13 protein-coding genes are annotated in these 16464 nt (G+C 67.1%); 11 read left to right on the top strand and 2 right to left on the bottom strand.

The window, feature by feature from the left end; all coding sequences use genetic code 11:
* Complete coding sequence (locus Q6A47_RS13275; RefSeq protein ID WP_304484516.1) at positions 1–660, bottom strand: GntR family transcriptional regulator; 660 nt, start codon at positions 658–660, stop codon at positions 1–3.
* Between the two features lie 269 nt (positions 661–929).
* Here Q6A47_RS13275 and xdhA point away from each other — a divergent pair, with 269 nt between their 5' ends.
* The 4 genes from xdhA to guaD are packed head-to-tail and all read left to right on the top strand — an operon-like array spanning position 930 to position 6969.
* A complete protein-coding gene (xdhA, locus tag Q6A47_RS13270; RefSeq protein WP_304484515.1) occupies positions 930–2384 on the top strand; it encodes a xanthine dehydrogenase small subunit in 1455 nt (484 codons plus the stop codon).
* Positions 2377–4776 carry a xanthine dehydrogenase molybdopterin binding subunit gene (xdhB, locus tag Q6A47_RS13265; RefSeq protein ID WP_304484514.1) on the top strand — a complete coding sequence of 800 codons (2400 nt, stop codon included), beginning with the start codon at positions 2377–2379 and terminating at the stop codon, positions 4774–4776. Before xdhA ends, xdhB begins: the two co-directional genes overlap by 8 nt.
* Before the next feature lie 29 nt (positions 4777–4805).
* Positions 4806–5651 carry a xanthine dehydrogenase accessory protein XdhC gene (xdhC, locus tag Q6A47_RS13260; protein ID WP_029614943.1) on the top strand — a complete coding sequence of 282 codons (846 nt, stop codon included), beginning with the start codon at positions 4806–4808 and terminating at the stop codon, positions 5649–5651.
* Between the two features lie 10 nt (positions 5652–5661).
* The gene (guaD, locus tag Q6A47_RS13255) at positions 5662–6969 is read left to right on the top strand and encodes a guanine deaminase (protein ID WP_304484513.1); all 1308 of its coding nucleotides are present in this window, start codon (positions 5662–5664) and stop codon (positions 6967–6969) included.
* Between the two features lie 63 nt (positions 6970–7032).
* Here the strand turns inward: guaD and Q6A47_RS13250 are convergent, their stop codons facing one another.
* Complete coding sequence (locus Q6A47_RS13250) at positions 7033–7776, bottom strand: GntR family transcriptional regulator (protein WP_304484512.1); 744 nt, start codon at positions 7774–7776, stop codon at positions 7033–7035.
* A gap of 351 nt (positions 7777–8127) precedes the next feature.
* On the opposite strand from Q6A47_RS13250, the gene Q6A47_RS13245 reads away from it, so the two are divergent.
* The 7 genes from Q6A47_RS13245 (at position 8128) to Q6A47_RS13215 (ending at position 16420) form a co-directional block, all read left to right on the top strand.
* Positions 8128–9477, top strand: a complete 1350-nt coding sequence (locus tag Q6A47_RS13245) for an NCS2 family permease (RefSeq protein WP_369811499.1) — start codon at positions 8128–8130, stop codon at positions 9475–9477.
* Between the two features lie 136 nt (positions 9478–9613).
* Positions 9614–10573, top strand: coding sequence for an AAA family ATPase (locus tag Q6A47_RS13240; RefSeq protein ID WP_039576402.1), 960 nt, complete (start codon positions 9614–9616; stop codon positions 10571–10573).
* Between the two features lie 5 nt (positions 10574–10578).
* Complete coding sequence (locus Q6A47_RS13235) at positions 10579–11520, top strand: DUF58 domain-containing protein (protein WP_304484511.1); 942 nt, start codon at positions 10579–10581, stop codon at positions 11518–11520.
* On the top strand, positions 11517–12011 hold the full coding sequence (locus Q6A47_RS13230; RefSeq protein WP_304484510.1) for a DUF4381 domain-containing protein: 495 nt from the start codon (positions 11517–11519) through the stop codon (positions 12009–12011). Before Q6A47_RS13235 ends, Q6A47_RS13230 begins: the two co-directional genes overlap by 4 nt.
* A complete protein-coding gene (locus tag Q6A47_RS13225) occupies positions 12004–13080 on the top strand; it encodes a vWA domain-containing protein (protein WP_304484509.1) in 1077 nt (358 codons plus the stop codon). Before Q6A47_RS13230 ends, Q6A47_RS13225 begins: the two co-directional genes overlap by 8 nt.
* A complete protein-coding gene (locus tag Q6A47_RS13220; RefSeq protein WP_304484508.1) occupies positions 13077–14807 on the top strand; it encodes a tetratricopeptide repeat protein in 1731 nt (576 codons plus the stop codon). The genes Q6A47_RS13225 and Q6A47_RS13220 overlap by 4 nt, the downstream gene beginning before the upstream one ends.
* Positions 14804–16420, top strand: a complete 1617-nt coding sequence (locus Q6A47_RS13215) for a BatD family protein (RefSeq protein ID WP_304484507.1) — start codon at positions 14804–14806, stop codon at positions 16418–16420. The genes Q6A47_RS13220 and Q6A47_RS13215 overlap by 4 nt, the downstream gene beginning before the upstream one ends.
* Positions 16421–16464: the final 44 nt, after the last annotated feature.

The following is a 16464-nucleotide window of genomic DNA, read 5'->3' as shown; positions in this document are numbered from 1 at the left end:
TCAGGCCCGCGCCAGCGCAGCCAGCACCAGCTCGCAGCTGCGCTGACAGTAGGCGACCAGCACCTCGCGGATGCGCGGCATGTCACGCAACAGCACCGCGTCGAGCAGGCGGGCGAACAGTTCGAGGTAGTCGTCCATGTTGGCCTGGCGCTGGTCCAGGGCCAGGTAGTAGGCGCGGCTCATGGCCGGCTGCAGGTTTTCCACGGTTTCCTGCAGGTAGGGGTTGGCGGCGAAGGGGTAGGCCGCGCGCATTACCGCGAAACTGTCGGCGACGAACGACTCGATGTCCTGGGCCGCGCGGGCCTGGTGCAGGCGCTGCTGGATCTCCAGGAACGGCAGCAGGTCGCTCTCGCTGCGCCACTGCTGGGCCACGGCGTAACCGAGCAGGATGTACAGTTCGCCCATCAGCGCACACAGGCTGCGCACGCTGCGCTCGTCCAGTTCGGTGACGTGGGCGCCGCGTCGCGGCAGGATCGCCACCAGATGGCGACGTTCGAGAATCAGCAGGGCCTCGCGCACCGAGCCGCGGCTGACGTTCAGCGCCTGGGTGACCTTCTGCTCCTGGATGCGCTCACCGGGTGCGAGCTCGCCACGGATGATCCGCTCGGCCAGGTAGTGAGCGATCTGCTCGCAGAGGCTGTCAGGCGCCTTGAACGTCATGATGTTCCTTGGAAGTCGAAAACAGTGCACAAGGGCGCGATTGTAGCGCACTCATTGGGCAACCGCGCAGCGCCACACACGGCTTTGTGCGACCTCGCGGTCACCCGGCCGAGCCGGCGCGATCTATGCTTGTCAGAAGGTCAGCGTTGGGTGGCTGGACACAGGCGCGGGTAAAATCCTGACCTTTGGGTCAGAAAATTATTGACCCCGAGGTCAGCGCTTGCTTAGAGTCCGCCCAACAACAATAAAACGCTACGAGGCATTCCTCCGTGATCCAGTTTCTCGTTAACCAGGCGCTGCACAGCGAGCACGCGCTGGACCCGAACATGACGGTGCTGCAGTACCTGCGCGAGCACCTGGGCAAGACCGGCACCAAGGAAGGCTGCGCCAGTGGCGACTGTGGCGCCTGCACCGTGGTGGTCGGGGAATTGACCCAGGACGCACACGGCGCCGACACCCTGCGCTACCGCAGCCTCAATTCATGCCTGACCTTCGTCTCGGCGCTGCACGGCAAGCAGTTGATCAGCGTCGAAGCGCTCAAGCACCAGGGCCAGTTGCACAGCGTGCAGCGGGCCATGGCCGAGTGTCACGGCTCGCAATGCGGCTTCTGCACCCCTGGTTTCGTCATGTCGCTGTTCGCCTTGCAGAAGAACAGCCGCGGCGCCGACCCGCACCAGGCCCATGAAGCCCTGGCCGGCAACCTGTGCCGCTGCACCGGCTACCGGCCGATTCTCGAGGCCGCCGAGCGCAGTTGCACCCAGCCCTGCCCCGATCAGTTCGACGCTGGGCAGGCGCAGACCATCGCCCTTCTGAAGACTATCGCCCCGCAACAGACCGGTGAGCTCAACAGCGGCGACAAACGTTGCCTGGTGCCACTGACCGTCGCCGACCTGGCCGAGCTCTACGGCTCGCACCCCGAGGCGCGCCTGCTGGCCGGCGGCACCGACTTGGCGCTGGAAGTCACGCAGATGCACAAGACCCTGCCGGTGATGATCCATGTCGGTCACGTGGCCGAGCTCAAGCGCATCGACCTCACCGCCACGCATTTGGAAATCGGCGCCGCCGTCACCCTCACCGACTCCTACGCCGCGCTGGCGAGCGAGTACCCGGACTTCGGCGCGCTGCTACAGCGCTTCGCCTCGCTGCAGATCCGCAACCAGGGCACCCTGGGCGGCAACATCGGCAACGCCTCGCCCATCGGCGACTCGCCCCCGCTGCTGATCGCCATGAATGCAGAGATCGTGCTGCGCCAGGGCGAGCGCCAGCGCACCTTGGCGCTGGAAGACTACTTCATCGACTACCGCATCACCGCCCGCCAGGACAGCGAGTTCATCGAGACGATTCGAGTGCCGCGCGCCAGCGCCGACTGGACCTTCCGTGCCTACAAGGTTTCCAAGCGCCTGGACGATGACATCTCGGCGGTGTGCGCGGCCTTCAACCTGAGCCTGGACGACGGCGCCGTGGCCGGCGCCCGTATCGCCTTCGGCGGCATGGCAGCGATCCCCAAGCGCGCCCGTGCCTGCGAGGCCGCCTTGCTGGGCAAGCCGTGGAATTCGGCCACGCTAGAGCGCGCCTGCCAGGCGCTGGCCGAGGACTTCAGCCCACTGAGCGACTTTCGCGCGAGCCAGGCCTATCGCCTGCTGACCGCGCAGAACCTGCTGCGCAAGTACTTCATCGAACAGCAATCGCCGTCCTTCGCGACCCGGGTGACCGACCATGTCTAACCATCACACCGTCAAGAGCCAGGCCGAGATGGCCGAACTGTTCAGCCAGGACTTGAGTACCGGCGTCGGTCGCAGCGTGCGCCACGAAAGCGCCGACAAACACGTGTCCGGCGAGGCCGTGTACATCGACGACCGCCTGGAGTTTCCCAATCAGTTGCATGTCTATGCACGTACGGCAGACCGCGCCCACGCGCGCATCCTGCGCATCGATACCACGCCGTGCTACCAGTTCGAAGGCGTGCGCATCGTCATCACCCACGAGGACATTCCCGGCCTCAAGGACATCGGCCCGATAATGCCCGGCGACCCCTTGCTGGCCATCGACAAGGTCGAATACTACGGCCAACCGGTGCTGGCCGTGGCCGCCCGCGACCTGGCCACCGCGCGCCGCGCCGCGCAGGCGGCGATCGTCGAATACGAAGACCTGGAGCCGGTGCTGGACGTGGTCCAGGCCCTGCGCCAGAAGCACTTCGTGCTCGACAGCCACACCCATCAGCGCGGCGATTCGAGCGCCGCCCTGGCCAGCGCCCCGCACCGCCTGCAAGGCACCCTGCACATCGGCGGCCAGGAGCATTTCTACCTGGAGACGCAGGTGTCGTCGGTGATGCCCACCGAGGACGGCGGCATGCTGGTGTACTGCTCGACGCAGAACCCCACCGAAGTGCAGAAGCTGGTGGCCGAGGTACTGGACGTGCCGATGAACAAGGTGGTGCTGGACATGCGCCGCATGGGCGGCGGTTTCGGCGGCAAGGAGACCCAGGCCGCGAGCCCCGCGTGCCTGTGCGCGGTGATCGCGCGCCTGACCGGGCAACCGACCAAGATGCGCCTGCCACGGGTCGAGGACATGACCATGACCGGCAAGCGTCATCCGTTCTATGTCGAGTACGACGTCGGCTTCGACGACAGCGGCCGCCTGCACGGCATCGCCATGGACCTGGCCGGCAACTGCGGCTATTCCCCCGACCTGTCCGGCTCGATCGTCGACCGCGCCATGTTCCACGCCGACAACGCCTATTACCTGGGCGATGCCACGGTCAACGGCCACCGCTGCAAGACCCACACCGCCTCCAACACGGCCTACCGCGGCTTCGGCGGCCCCCAGGGCATGGTCGCCATCGAACAGGTGATGGACCACATTGCCCGGCACCTGGGCCTCGATCCACTGGCGGTGCGCAAGGCCAACTACTACGGCAAGCAGACACGCAACGTCACCCACTACTACCAGACCGTCGAGCACAACCTGCTCGAGGAAATGACTGCCGAGCTGGAAGTCAGCAGCCAGTACGCCGAACGCCGCGAAGCCATCCGCCAGTTCAATGCCGCCAACCCCATCCTGAAGAAGGGCCTGGCCCTGACGCCGGTGAAGTTCGGCATCTCCTTCACCGCCACTTTCCTCAACCAGGCCGGTGCGCTGATCCACCTCTACACCGACGGCAGTATTCACCTGAACCACGGCGGCACCGAGATGGGCCAGGGCCTGAACACCAAGGTCGCCCAGGTGGTGGCGCAGGTGTTCCAGGTCGACATCGAGCGCATCCAGATCACCGCCACCAACACCGACAAAGTGCCCAACACTTCGCCCACCGCTGCCTCCAGCGGCGCCGACCTGAACGGCAAGGCCGCCCAGAACGCCGCCGAGATTCTCAAGCGGCGCCTGACCGAGTTCGCCGCCCGGCACTACCAGGTCAGCGAAGAAGACGTCGAATTCCGCAACGGCCACGTGCGTGTGCGCGAACAACTGCTGAGCTTCGAACAACTGGTGCAACAGGCCTACTTCGGCCAGGTCTCGCTGTCGAGCACCGGCTTCTACCGCACGCCGAAGATCTACTACGACCGCAGCCAGGCCCGCGGCCGGCCGTTCTACTACTACGCCTTCGGCGCCGCCTGTGTGGAAGTGCTCATCGACACCCTCACCGGCGAATACAAGATGCTGCGCGCCGACATCCTGCATGACGTCGGCGACTCGCTGAACCCGGCCATCGACATCGGCCAGGTCGAGGGCGGGTTCATCCAGGGCGTGGGCTGGCTGACCACCGAAGAGCTGGTGTGGAACGCCAAGGGCAAGCTGGTGACCAACGGCCCGGCCAGCTACAAGATCCCGGCGGTGGCCGACATGCCGCCGGACCTGCGGGTGAAGCTGGTGGAGAACCGCAAGAACCCCGAGGACACGGTGTTCCATTCCAAGGCCGTCGGCGAGCCGCCGTTCATGCTCGGCATCGCCGCCTGGTGCGCGCTCAAGGACGCCGTGGCGAGCCTGGCCGACTATCGCGTGCAGCCGCAGATCGACGCGCCCGCTACCCCCGAACGCGTACTCTGGGGCTGCGAACAGATGCGCCAGGCGCGCATGCAGCCACTCGCCACCCAGCCCGTGGCGGAAACCGTCGCCCCCTGACGACACCGGCCTCACCGAGGATTCAGCACATGCACGAATGGATCACTGCCCTCGCCGATCATCAGGCCCGTGGCGAACCCTGTGTACTGGTGACCATCATCGAGGAGCGCGGCTCGACGCCGCGCAATGCCGGCTCGAAGATGGTGGTCAGCGCCAGCCAGCTGTTCGACACCATCGGCGGCGGACACCTGGAGTTCAAGGCCCTGCACATTGCCCGGCAGATGCTTGCCGAGCAGCGCAGCACACCGCATCTAGAGCGCTTCAGCCTTGGCGCCAGCCTCGGCCAGTGCTGTGGCGGCGTGACGGTGCTGCTGTTCGAACCCATGGCCCCCGTGCAGGCGCAGATCGCCGTGTTCGGCGCGGGCCATGTCGGACGGGCTCTGGTACCCTTGCTCGCCGCGCTGCCTTGCCGGGTGCGCTGGATCGACTCGCGCCCGGACGAGTTCCCACCGTCGATACCCCACGGGGTGACCCAGGTGCTCAGCGAAGAGCCGGTCGACGAAGTGGCCGAGCTGCCAGTGGGCAGCTACTGCATCGTCATGACCCACAACCATCAGCTGGACCTGGAACTGACCGCCGCCATTCTCGCGCGCAACGACTTCACCTGGTTCGGCCTGATCGGCTCGAAAACCAAACGGGTCAAGTTCGAACACCGCCTGCGCGAGCGCGGCTACGACGACGCGGTGGTGGCACGCATGCGTTGCCCCATGGGGCTGGCGCAGGTCAAAGGCAAGCTGCCCATCGAGATCGCCGTGTCCATCGCCGGCGAGATCATCGCCACCTACAACGCCTGTTTCGGCCAGCACGACGCTGGTGCCAATGCAGGCCCCATTGCCCAGTTGCTGCCGCCCTCCCGGCGCAGCCACGCCATTTGAAGAGCGTTTCATGACTGCCACTCGCAAAGCCTACCGAGCCGCCATCCTGCACAGCATCGCCGACCCCGCCGAGGTCGGCCTGCAGGCCTCCCACGAGTATTTCGAAGACGGTCTGCTGGTGATCGACCAGGGCCGTATCAGCGCCGTGGGCCACGCCGCCGACCTGCTGCCGACCCTCGATGCCGACATCGACGTGGTGCACCACCAGGACGCGCTGATCACGCCGGGCTTCATCGACACCCACATCCATTTCCCGCAGACCGGCATGATCGGCTCCTACGGCGAACAGTTGCTGGACTGGCTCAACACCTACACCTTCCCCTGCGAAAGGCAATTCGCCGACAAGGCCCATGCCGATGAGGTGGCCAAGCGGTTTCTCGCCGAACTGCTGCGCAACGGCACCACCACCGCCCTGGTGTTCGGCACTGTGCACCCCGAATCGGTCAATGCGCTGTTCGAGCACGCCGAGCGCCTGGACCTGCGCCTGATCGCCGGCAAGGTGATGATGGACCGCAACGCCCCCGACTACCTCACCGACAGCGCCGAATCCAGCTACACCGACAGCAAGGCGCTGATCCAGCGCTGGCACGGCAAGGGCCGCCTGCACTACGCCGTGACCCCACGTTTCGCCCCCACCAGCACCCCCGAGCAACTGGCCATGGCCGGTCGCTTGCTCAAGGAGCATCCCGGCGTCTATCTGCACACCCACCTGTCGGAGAACCTCAAGGAAATCGAGTGGGTCAAGGCGCTGTTCCCCGAGCGCAGCGGCTACCTGGATGTCTACGATCACTTCGAATTGCTCGGCGAGCGCTCGGTGTTCGCCCACGGCGTGCACCTGTGCGACGAGGAATGCCAGCGCCTGGCCGACACGGGCTCGGCCGTGGCCTTCTGCCCCACCTCGAACCTGTTCCTGGGCAGCGGCCTGTTCAACCTGCCCCAGGCCGAGCGCTTCAAGGTCAACGTGGGCCTGGGCACGGACGTCGGCGCCGGCACCAGCTTCTCGCTGCTCAACACCCTGAACGAGGCTTACAAAGTGATGCAGTTGCAGGACGTGCGCCTGCACCCGTTCAAGTCGCTGTACCTGGCGACCCTGGGCGGCGCCCGCGCGCTGCGCCTGGACGACCGCATCGGCAGCCTGCGCCCCGGCAACGACGCCGACTTCGTGGTACTCGACTACAAGGCCACGCCGCTGCTGGACTACCGCATCCAGCAGTCGCGCAGCATCGAGGAAACCTTGTTCGTGCTGACCACCCTGGGCGACGACCGCACCGTGCGCGAGACCTTCGCCGCCGGGCGTTCGGTCCATCGGCGCGGATGAAAAAAACCGCTGCCCAGCCCGGCCAGGGGCTGTGCAGCGGTCCTCGATCAGCGCGGCAGACGATCAGCTCTTGGACTTGTTCAGCAGGTGCGAGAACACCGCGTGCAGATCGTCCGAGGCGCTGTCTTCGTCGAGATTGAGCTTGCTGTCGATGTGATCCATGTGGTGCATCATCAAGCTCACCGCCTGACTGGCATCGCCCGCCTCGATGGCATCGATCAGTTGCATGTGCTCGTCGTAGGAGCAGTGGGAACGGTTGCCGCTTTCATATTGGGCGATGATCAGCGAGGTCTGCGACACCAGGCTGCGCTGGAAGCTGACCAGTGGCGCGTTACCTGCTGCCTCGGCCAGCTTGAGGTGAAACTCGCCGGAGAGGCGGATGCCGGCACCGCGGTCGCCGCGCGAGAAACTGTCGCGCTCCTCGCGCACCATCTGGCGCAGTTCGTTGAGCTGTTCGACGCTGGCGTGCTGAACGGCCAGTTCGGTGATGGCGCGCTCGACCATACGCCGCGAGAAGAACACCTGGCGCGCCTCCTCCACCGTCGGGCTGGCGACCACCGCACCGCGGTTGGGCCGCAGCAGCACCACACTTTCATGGGCCAGGCGCGACAGCGCGCGGCGGATGATGGTGCGGCTGACGCCGAAGATTTCGCCCAGCGCTTCCTCGCTCAACTTGGTACCCGGCGCCAACCGCTGTTCGAGGATGGCCTCGAAGATGTGCGCATAGACGATGTCGTCCTGGGTGCCGCTGCGACCGGCCTTGGGCGCGCGCGCAGGTTTCTTCAGAGGTTGCAGCTGTTCGTTCATGGGCACTCGAGCACAAGGGGTCGGCCAGTGGAGCCTCGACTGTAATACCTGTCGCAGGGTGGCTGGCAAGTCCTGGGGTGAAAAAAGGGGGTCAAGGTATCGGCGCATTGTACACAGGCTGAGGCGTTTCTGCAGATGCCCAATGCCCTTATAGCCCGCCGAACGACACCTGTGGGCACGAAAGATAAAACATTATTTGCTTTCTTTGTACACAAAAGCATAATCCACCGTGCAAGTTCCTGACCTTTCAGTCAGGAAATCCTGCCATCTGCCCTACCCTCACGGAGCCGCCCAGCGCATGCGCAGGATCAGGGCTCCAGAACAACAAGAACGACTTGAGGAGTACTCGCTGTGGAAAGCCGCAAATCCGAAGCCCCGTCGCTGGACCTCGCCACCTCGCCCAAGCCCGACTGGCTGGAGCGCCTCTTCAAGCTCAAGCACCATGGCACCACGGTCAGGACCGAGCTGATCGCCGGGGTGACCACCTTCATCACCATGGCCTACATCATCTTCGTCAACCCCAACATCATGGCCGACGCCGGCATCGACCACGGCGCCGCCTTCGTCGCCACCTGCATCGCCGCCGCCCTCGGGTGCCTGCTGATGGGCCTGTACGCCAACTGGCCGGTGGGCCTGGCTCCCGGCATGGGCCTGAACGCCTTCTTTACCTACACCGTGGTCGGCACCCTGGGCTACAGCTGGCAGACCGCCCTGGGCGCGGTGTTCGTCTCCGGTGTGCTGTTCATGCTGCTGACCCTGTCGCGGGTGCGCGAATGGCTGCTCAACAGCATTCCCCTTAGCCTGCGCCACGCCATGGGCGCCGGGGTCGGCCTGTTCCTCGGACTGATCGGTCTGAAGACCGCCGGCATCATCGTCGACAGCCCGGCGACCCTGATCAGGCTGGGCTCGCTGCATGAACCCGCGCCCCTGCTGGCGGCACTGTGCTTCCTGCTGATCGCGGTGCTGAGCTACCACCGGGTGTTCGGCGCCATTCTCATCAGCATCATCGCCGTGACCCTGGCCGGCTGGGGCCTGGGCCTGGTGCAGTACGGCGGGGTGTTCTCGCTGCCGCCGAGCCTGGCGCCGACCTGGATGGCCATGGACCTGGTCGGTGTGTTCAACGTCAGCATGATCAGCGTGGTGCTGGCCTTTCTCTTCGTGCACATGTTCGACACCGCCGGCACCCTGATGGGCGTCGCCCAGCGGGCCAACCTGGTGGCCGCCAACGGTCGCATCGAGAACCTGTCGCGGGCGCTCAAGGCCGACAGCGCCTCCAGCGTGTTCGGCGCCGCCGTGGGCGTGCCGCCGGTGACCAGCTACGTGGAAAGCGCCGCCGGCGTGGCGGCGGGTGGGCGCACCGGGCTGACCGCCGTGGTGGTCGGCGTGCTGTTCGTCGCCGCGATGTTCTTCGCCCCGCTGGCAGGCATGACCCCCGCCTACGCCACCTCCGGCGCGCTGATCTACGTGGCGATGCTGATGATGGGTAGCATGGCCCACATCGAATGGGACGAGGCCACCGACAGCATCCCGGCGATCGTCACCGCGATCATGATGCCGCTGACGTTCTCGGTCGCCGACGGTATCGCCCTGGGCTTCATCACCTACGTGGTGCTCAAGGCCGGCACCGGCAAATTCAAGGAGATTTCGGCCAGCCTGTGGGTGCTGTGCCTGATCTTCATCGCCAAATTCGTGTTCCTGTAGGCCTCGACTGGGCACGGCGCAGGTATTTTTCCGGCGGCCATTGGTCGCCACCCCCCTGGATGGATTAAAGTATGTGCCCCTGCCCGGCACCCCGCCTTCAGCCAAGCGCCCGGCCCATGTCCAGGAACCGTCGCCGATGGAACACCGTGAAGCGCTGATCGCGCTGCGCACCTTTCTCTCCTCCCAGATCCTGGGCCAGGAGAAGCTGGTCGATCGCCTGCTGATCGTACTGCTCGCCGACGGCCACATGCTGGTCGAAGGCGCGCCGGGCCTGGCCAAGACCAAAGCCATCAAGGAACTGGCCGAAGGCATCGAGGCGCAGTTCCACCGTATCCAGTTCACCCCCGACCTGCTGCCGGCCGACATCACCGGCACCGAGATCTATCGCCCGGAAACCGGCAGCTTCGTGTTCCAGCAAGGGCCGATTTTCCACAACCTGGTGCTGGCCGACGAAATCAACCGGGCACCGGCCAAGGTCCAGTCGGCGTTGCTCGAAGCCATGGCCGAGCGCCAGGTCAGCGTTGGCCGCAGCACCTACGAGCTGTCGCCGCTATTCCTGGTGATGGCCACGCAGAACCCCATCGAGCAGGAAGGCACCTACCCGCTGCCCGAAGCCCAGCTCGACCGCTTCCTCATGCACGTCAAGATCGGCTTCCCGGATGCCGCCGTCGAGCGGCGCATTCTCCAGCAGGCCCGCGGCGAAGCGCTGGGCGGCGAGGTCAAGCCCGAACGCCAGGTGAGCCAGCAGGCGATCTTCGCTGCGCGCCGGGAAATCCTCGGCCTGTACATGGCCGATGCGGTGGAGGAATACCTGGTGCAACTGGTGATGGCCACCCGTACACCCGCCAAGTTCGACGCCGAGCTGGCCGACTGGATCGCCTATGGCGCCAGCCCGCGCGGCTCCATCGCCCTGGACCGCTGCGCACGCGCTCATGCCTGGCTGGCCGGACGCGACTTCGTCAGCCCCGAGGACATTCAGGCGGTGCTGTTCGACGTGTTGCGCCACCGCGTCATCCTGTCCTTCGAGGCCGAAGCGGCCGGTGTCGACCAGGACCGCGTGGTGCAGCGCATCCTCGACGTCGTCGCCGTCGCCTGACGCGCATGCCCGCCGCCCACCTGAGCGAACCCGGGATCCGCATCGGCCTGGCCGAGCTGATCGACATGCGCCACCGCGTGCGCGAAATCCAGCTGTTTTCCCGACCCGGCCAGCGCAGCCCGCTGGTGGGCCTGCACCACTCCAAACTGCGCGGACGCGGCGTGGATTTCGATCAGGTTCGCGTCTACCAGGCCGGCGACGATGTGCGCAACATCGACTGGCGCGTCACCGCCCGTACCCAGGAGCCGCACACCAAGCTGTTCCATGAAGAGCGCGAGCGGCCGATCTTCATCCTGGTCGAGCAGAGCCAGCGCTTGTTCTTCGGCTCGGGCCTGATGTTCAAGTCGGTGCTCGCCGCCCAGGCGGCCGCGCTGTTCGGCTGGGCCGCCCTGGGCCACAACGACCGCATCGGCGGCCTGGTGTTCGGCGACCACGAGCACCACGAGATCAAACCACGTCGCAGCAAGCAGAGCCTGCTGCAGTTGCTCAATCGCCTGGCGCGCATCAACCAGGCGCTGCACACCGAAGCCGTGCCGCAAGCGGACAGCCTGGGCCTGGCCCTGCGCCGTGCGCGCGAGGTGCTGCGCCCGGGCAGCCTGGCCATCATCATCTGCGACGAGCGCGCGCTCACTCCGGCGGTGGAACAGCACCTGGCGATGCTCTCGCGCCATTGCGACCTGCTGCTGCTGCCGATCAGCGACCCGCTCGACCATGCCCTGCCCGCCGCCGGCCTGCTGCGCTTCGCCCAGCGCGGCGCGCAACTGGAACTCGATACCCTGGACGCCAACCTGCGCCTGCTCTATCGCCAGCAGGCCGAAGCGCGGATCGAGCGCTGGGAGTTGCTGGCGCAGAAACTGCGCGTGGTGCTGATTCCGCTGAGCACCCAGAGCGAAATGATCGAGCAGTTGCGCGAGTCCCTCAACCAGCGCCCTGGAAGCAGCCAATGAACCCGCTGGATCAGTTGCAACCGCTGATCGCGCCAGCGCCGATCGGTGTCTGGCCGCCGGCGCCGGGCTGGTGGCTGTTGCTGGCCGTGCTGCCGCTGTTGGGCTGGGGCCTGTGGCGCCTGCTGCGCTGGCGCCCGGTTCCGCGCAAGGTGGTGCGCGCCGAGCAGCCGCTGGATCCGGTGCGGATCGAGGCGCTGGCCGAACTGGCCCGCCTGCCGCGCCCCTACGACGGTGCGCCGGCAGGCGCCTGGCTGCAGCAGATCAATGCCCTGCTCAAGCGCCTGTGCCGCAACCACTATCCCGGTGCGCACAGCCATACCCTCAACGGCCGCCAATGGCTGGCCTTTCTCGACAACCGCTGCCCGGCCGCCGGCTTGACGCGCTGGATGGTACTGGTCGAAGGCGCCTACAAGCCCGAGTGCAAACTCGACGACAAGGCCATCGCCGGGCTTGCCCAGGCGGTCGAGACCTGGATTCGCAAACATGTTTGACCTGGCCTGGCCGTGGATCTTCGCGCTGCTGCCGCTGCCTTGGCTGATGCGCCTGCTGCTGCCTGCCGCCGACAGCGGCGAGCCGGTGCTCAAGGTGGGTTTTCTCGACGAACTGGAAAGCCTGGCCGGGCGCCGCGCGCGCCTGAACCTGCCGACCTGGCGCCAGCAGGCGCCGTTCCTGGTGATCTGGCTGCTGTTGCTGCTGGCCGCCGCGCGCCCGCAATGGCTGGGCGAACCCGTGCCGATCGCCGCCAGCGGCCGCGACCTGCTGGTCGCAGTGGACGTATCGGGCTCGATGGATTTCCCCGACATGCACTGGAAAGGCGACGACATCAGTCGCCTGGACCTGGTCAAGGCACTGCTTGGCGACTTTCTCCAGGACCGCGAAGGCGACCGGGTCGGCCTGATCCTGTTCGGCAGCCAAGCCTACCTGCAAGCGCCGCTGACCTTCGACCGGCGCACCGTGCGCACCTTCCTCGACGAAGCGCAGATCGGCATCGCCGGCAAGAACACCGCCATCGGCGACGCCATCGGCCTGGCAGTCAAGCGCCTGCGCCAGCGACCGGCACAGAGCCGGGTGCTGGTGCTGGTCACCGATGGCGCCAACAACGGCGGGCAGATCCACCCGTTGACCGCCGCGCGCCTGGCCGCTCAGGAAGGCGTGCGCATCTATGCCATCGGCATCGGCGCCGATCCCGACGCCAACGGCACACCGGGCCTGCTCGGCCTGAATCCAAGCCTGGACCTGGACGAAGCCTCGCTCAAGGAAATCGCCAGCCTGACCCAGGGCGCCTACTTCCGCGCCCACGACGGTGCCGAACTGGACGCCATCGGCGACACCCTCGACCGCCTCGAACCGGTGGCCCAGCAACCCACTCAGGCGCGTACCGCCCATGAGCTCTATGCCTGGCCACTGGCCCTGGCGCTGCTGCTCAGCGTGCTGCTGGTGGTCGCCGTGCAGTGGCCCGACCACCTTCTGCAGCGCCTGCTGCGTCGCCCGCGGTTCCTGCAGCCCCATCCGCAATGGCGTCAGCGCCTCGAACGCCTGCGCCTGAGGAGGCGGCGATGATCGAACTCTGGCCACACTGGCTACGCCCGCTCTGGCTGCTGAGCGTGCCCGTGCTCGCCTGGCTGTTGTTCAAGCTCTGGCATCGGCGCCAGCGCGCCGGACGCTGGCAGATGATCCTGCCGCCGCAGTTCCACGCCGTGCTGCTCGGTGGCGGCAGCGGCAGCCGCAGCAAACTGCCCTGGATCGCCCTGGGCCTGGCCTGGCTGCTGCTGGTACTGGCCTTGCTCGGACCGAGCTGGCAGCGCCTGGAAGAAACCCGTCAGCGCCCCGCCGATCCGCTGGTGATCCTGCTCGAACTCACCCCGCAGATGCTCGCCGAGGACGTCCAGCCCAACCGCCTGGAGCAAGCTCGACGCAAGATCCTCGACCTGCTCGAACACCGCCGCGACAGCCAGACCGCGCTGATCGTCTACGCCGGCAGCGCACACACGCTGGTACCGCTGTCCGACGACCTGGGCACCACCCGCAACCTGCTCGAAGCGGTCGATCCGGCGATCATGCCGCAACCGGGCCAGCGCGCCGACCTGGCGCTGCACAAGGGCCTGGCGCTGCTGGCCCAGAGCGGCCTGGGCGAAGGCCGGGTGCTGCTGATCGGCTCGTCACTCAGTGCCCAGGAGCGCCAGGGCATCAGTCAGGCCCTCGGCCGTCAAGGGCCTTCGCTGCTGATGCTCGGCGTCGGCACCGCCGAAGGCGCCCCTGTGCGCCAAGCCAACGGCGAGTACCTCAAGGACGCCCAGGGCGGCATTCTCGTGCCGCACCTGGACAGCCCCGAGCTCAAGCGCTTCGTCACCGGCAGCGGCGGTCGCTACCGCCACGCCCGCGTCGACGACCTGGACCTGCGCGGCCTGGGCCTGTTCGACAATCCGCGCGCCCTGCGCGACGACGGCCAGACCCTGCACCTGGACAGCTGGGCCGACCAGGGTTACTGGCTACTGCTGCCGCTGCTGCTGCTGGCCGCCTGCGCCGGGCGGCGCGGCTGGCTGTTCTGCCTGCCGCTGTTGCTGGCCCTGCCCCAGCCCAGCCAAGCCTTCGAGTTCCAGGACCTGTGGCGACGCCCCGATCAACAGGGCCAGCACCTGCTGCAACGCCAGCGCCCCGCCGAGGCCGCCGAACGCTTCGAGGATCCGCAGTGGCGTGGCATGGCGCTGTACCAGGCTGGTGACTACAGCGGCGCGGCCCAGGCCTTCGCCCAGAGCAACAGCGCGGCCGCCCACTACAACCGCGGCAACGCGCTGGCCCAGGCCGGCGAGCTGGAGGCCGCGCTCGACGCCTACGAGCAGGCACTGGAACGTCAACCCGACCTGCAACCGGCACTGGACAACCAGGCGCTGGTCGAGCAACTGTTGCAGCAACGCCAAGGCAAGGCCGAGGCGCAAACCGACAGCGACCAGGCCGAGCAGAGCCCGAGTCGCGACACCGACGGCAACAGCAGTTCGCCCAACAGCAGCGCCCAAGGCACGCCCGGCAACGACGAGCAGAGCCCGGCCCAGGACAGCCGCGACGCCCGCAATGCCCCCAACAACGACAATGCGACCGGCTCCAGCAGCCCCGGCGACGATGACGACAGCGTCACCCAACCGCCGCAACGACCGGCCGCCACCGGCCTGGACGCCGAACAGCGCCAGGCCCTGGAACAGTGGTTGCGGGAAATCCCCGACAACCCGGCGCAGTTGCTGCGGCGCAAGTTCTGGTACGAACAGCAATTGCATCAGGAACCCAAACGATGAGTCGCCTCGGCGTCTTTGTACTCGGCCTGCTCTGGCTCACCCTCACCCAGGCCCAACCGGCGCTGCAGGCCAGCGTCGACCGTACCCGCGTGGAGGCCGGCGAAACCCTGGAACTGACCCTGGAAAGCCAGGACGTCACCCAGTTCGGCAAACCCGACCTGCGCGCCCTGGAGGGCGATTTCGAGGTGCGCGGCACCCGCCAGCTCAACAGCCTGCGCACCCTGGATGGCGAAACCCGGGCCAGCACCCGCTGGATCGTCACCCTGCTGCCCAAGCGCAGCGGCAGCCTGCAGATCCCGGCGCTGCAATTGGGTCAGTCCCGCAGCGAGCCGATCGAGTTGCAAGTGGTGCAAGCCGATCCCAACCGCCCGGACAGCGCCTCGCAGGTGTTCATCGAGACCAGCCTGGACAGCCCCGAGGTCTATGTTCAGGCCCAGGCCGTGCTGACCGTGCGCATCTATCACTCGGTATCGCTGTACGACGACAGCAGCCTCAGCCCGTTGCGCCTGGATGAGGTCAAGGTCGAGCCACTGGGCGAGTCGCGCACCTACGAGAAGGACATCAACGGCGTGCGCCACGGCGTGATCGAAACCCGCTATGCCCTCTACCCGCAGCGCAGCGGCCCACTGCAACTGCCGCCGCTGACCTTCACTGCCACGGCGGCCGACAGCGGCCAGCAGCCCGGCAACAGCGGGCGCCAAGTGCAGGTCAGCTCGCTGCCGCTGAGCCTGCAGGTCAAACCGATCCCCGCCGCCTGGCCCGCCGGGCTGACCTGGCTGCCGGCGCGCAGCCTGACCCTGGAAGAGCGCTGGAACCCCGACCCCAGCCAGCAACCCACGCAGATCGGCGACTCCTTGACCCGCAGCATCACCCTGCGCGCCGAGGGCCTGTCCAGCACCCAACTGCCGCCGCTGCCGGCCACCGAAGCACCCGGCCTGCGTCGCTACCCCGACCAGCCCTTGCTGCGCAACGAGATCAACGAACGCGGCATGACCGCCAACCGCGAAGAGCGCGAAGCCCTGGTCCCCACCCGCAGCGGCCACCTGCAGTTGCCGGCGCTGGAAGTCACCTGGTGGAACACCCTGGAGGACCATCTGGAACACAGCAGCCTGCCGGCCCGTGGTCTGCAGATCGACGACAACCCGGCCCTGAACACCGACACGCCTGCCGCCGACGGCGCAGGCGGTAGCCGCCTGCTGTGGCCCTGGCAACTGGCGACGCTGATCCTGGCGCTGACCACGCTGCTGGGCTTCGGCCTGTGGTGGCGCGCCCGCTCGCAACCGGCAGTGCTGCGCACGGCGCAGAGTGGCCCGAGCCCACGCACGTTGCTCGACGATCTCAAGCGCGCCTGCCAGGCCAACGATCCGCATGCCACCCGCCAGGCGCTCGATGCCTGGGCCCGTCAGCAGCCCGAGACGCTGGCCGAAATGGCCGCGCGCTTCGTACCGTTGTCCGATGCGCTGGATGGACTCAATGGGGCGCTCTACAGCGAGAGCGGCCAGAACTGGCATGGCGACGAATTGTGGCGCGCGATCGGCAGCATCCCGCCTGCCCAGCCTGCCGTCGCGCCCGGTGGCGACAGCGGCAACCTGCCGCCGCTGTACCCGAAATAAGGACCGCATCGCCCCCACGGTCCTGAGCATCGGCAGAACCGGTC

This window comes from Pseudomonas boreofloridensis (assembly GCF_030580795.1).
Taxonomy (GTDB): Bacteria; Pseudomonadota; Gammaproteobacteria; order Pseudomonadales; family Pseudomonadaceae; genus Aquipseudomonas; species Aquipseudomonas boreofloridensis.
This window is presented reverse-complemented; position numbering and strand designations above follow the sequence as displayed.

Excerpts from the sequence above, each read along its gene's own strand:
- Q6A47_RS13215 (WP_304484507.1), top strand. The coding sequence starts at position 14,804 with ATGAGTCGCCTCGGCGTCTTTGTACTCGGCCTGCTCTGGCTCACCCTC.
- Q6A47_RS13225 (WP_304484509.1), top strand. The coding sequence starts at position 12,004 with ATGTTTGACCTGGCCTGGCCGTGGATCTTCGCGCTGCTGCCGCTGCCT.
- Q6A47_RS13230 (WP_304484510.1), top strand. The coding sequence starts at position 11,517 with ATGAACCCGCTGGATCAGTTGCAACCGCTGATCGCGCCAGCGCCGATC.
- guaD (WP_304484513.1), top strand. The coding sequence starts at position 5,662 with ATGACTGCCACTCGCAAAGCCTACCGAGCCGCCATCCTGCACAGCATC.
- Q6A47_RS13250 (WP_304484512.1), bottom strand. The coding sequence starts at position 7,776 with ATGAACGAACAGCTGCAACCTCTGAAGAAACCTGCGCGCGCGCCCAAG.
- Q6A47_RS13275 (WP_304484516.1), bottom strand. The coding sequence starts at position 660 with ATGACGTTCAAGGCGCCTGACAGCCTCTGCGAGCAGATCGCTCACTAC.
- xdhB (WP_304484514.1), top strand. The coding sequence starts at position 2,377 with ATGTCTAACCATCACACCGTCAAGAGCCAGGCCGAGATGGCCGAACTG.
- Q6A47_RS13240 (WP_039576402.1), top strand. The coding sequence starts at position 9,614 with ATGGAACACCGTGAAGCGCTGATCGCGCTGCGCACCTTTCTCTCCTCC.
- Q6A47_RS13235 (WP_304484511.1), top strand. The coding sequence starts at position 10,579 with ATGCCCGCCGCCCACCTGAGCGAACCCGGGATCCGCATCGGCCTGGCC.
- Q6A47_RS13220 (WP_304484508.1), top strand. The coding sequence starts at position 13,077 with ATGATCGAACTCTGGCCACACTGGCTACGCCCGCTCTGGCTGCTGAGC.
- xdhC (WP_029614943.1), top strand. The coding sequence starts at position 4,806 with ATGCACGAATGGATCACTGCCCTCGCCGATCATCAGGCCCGTGGCGAA.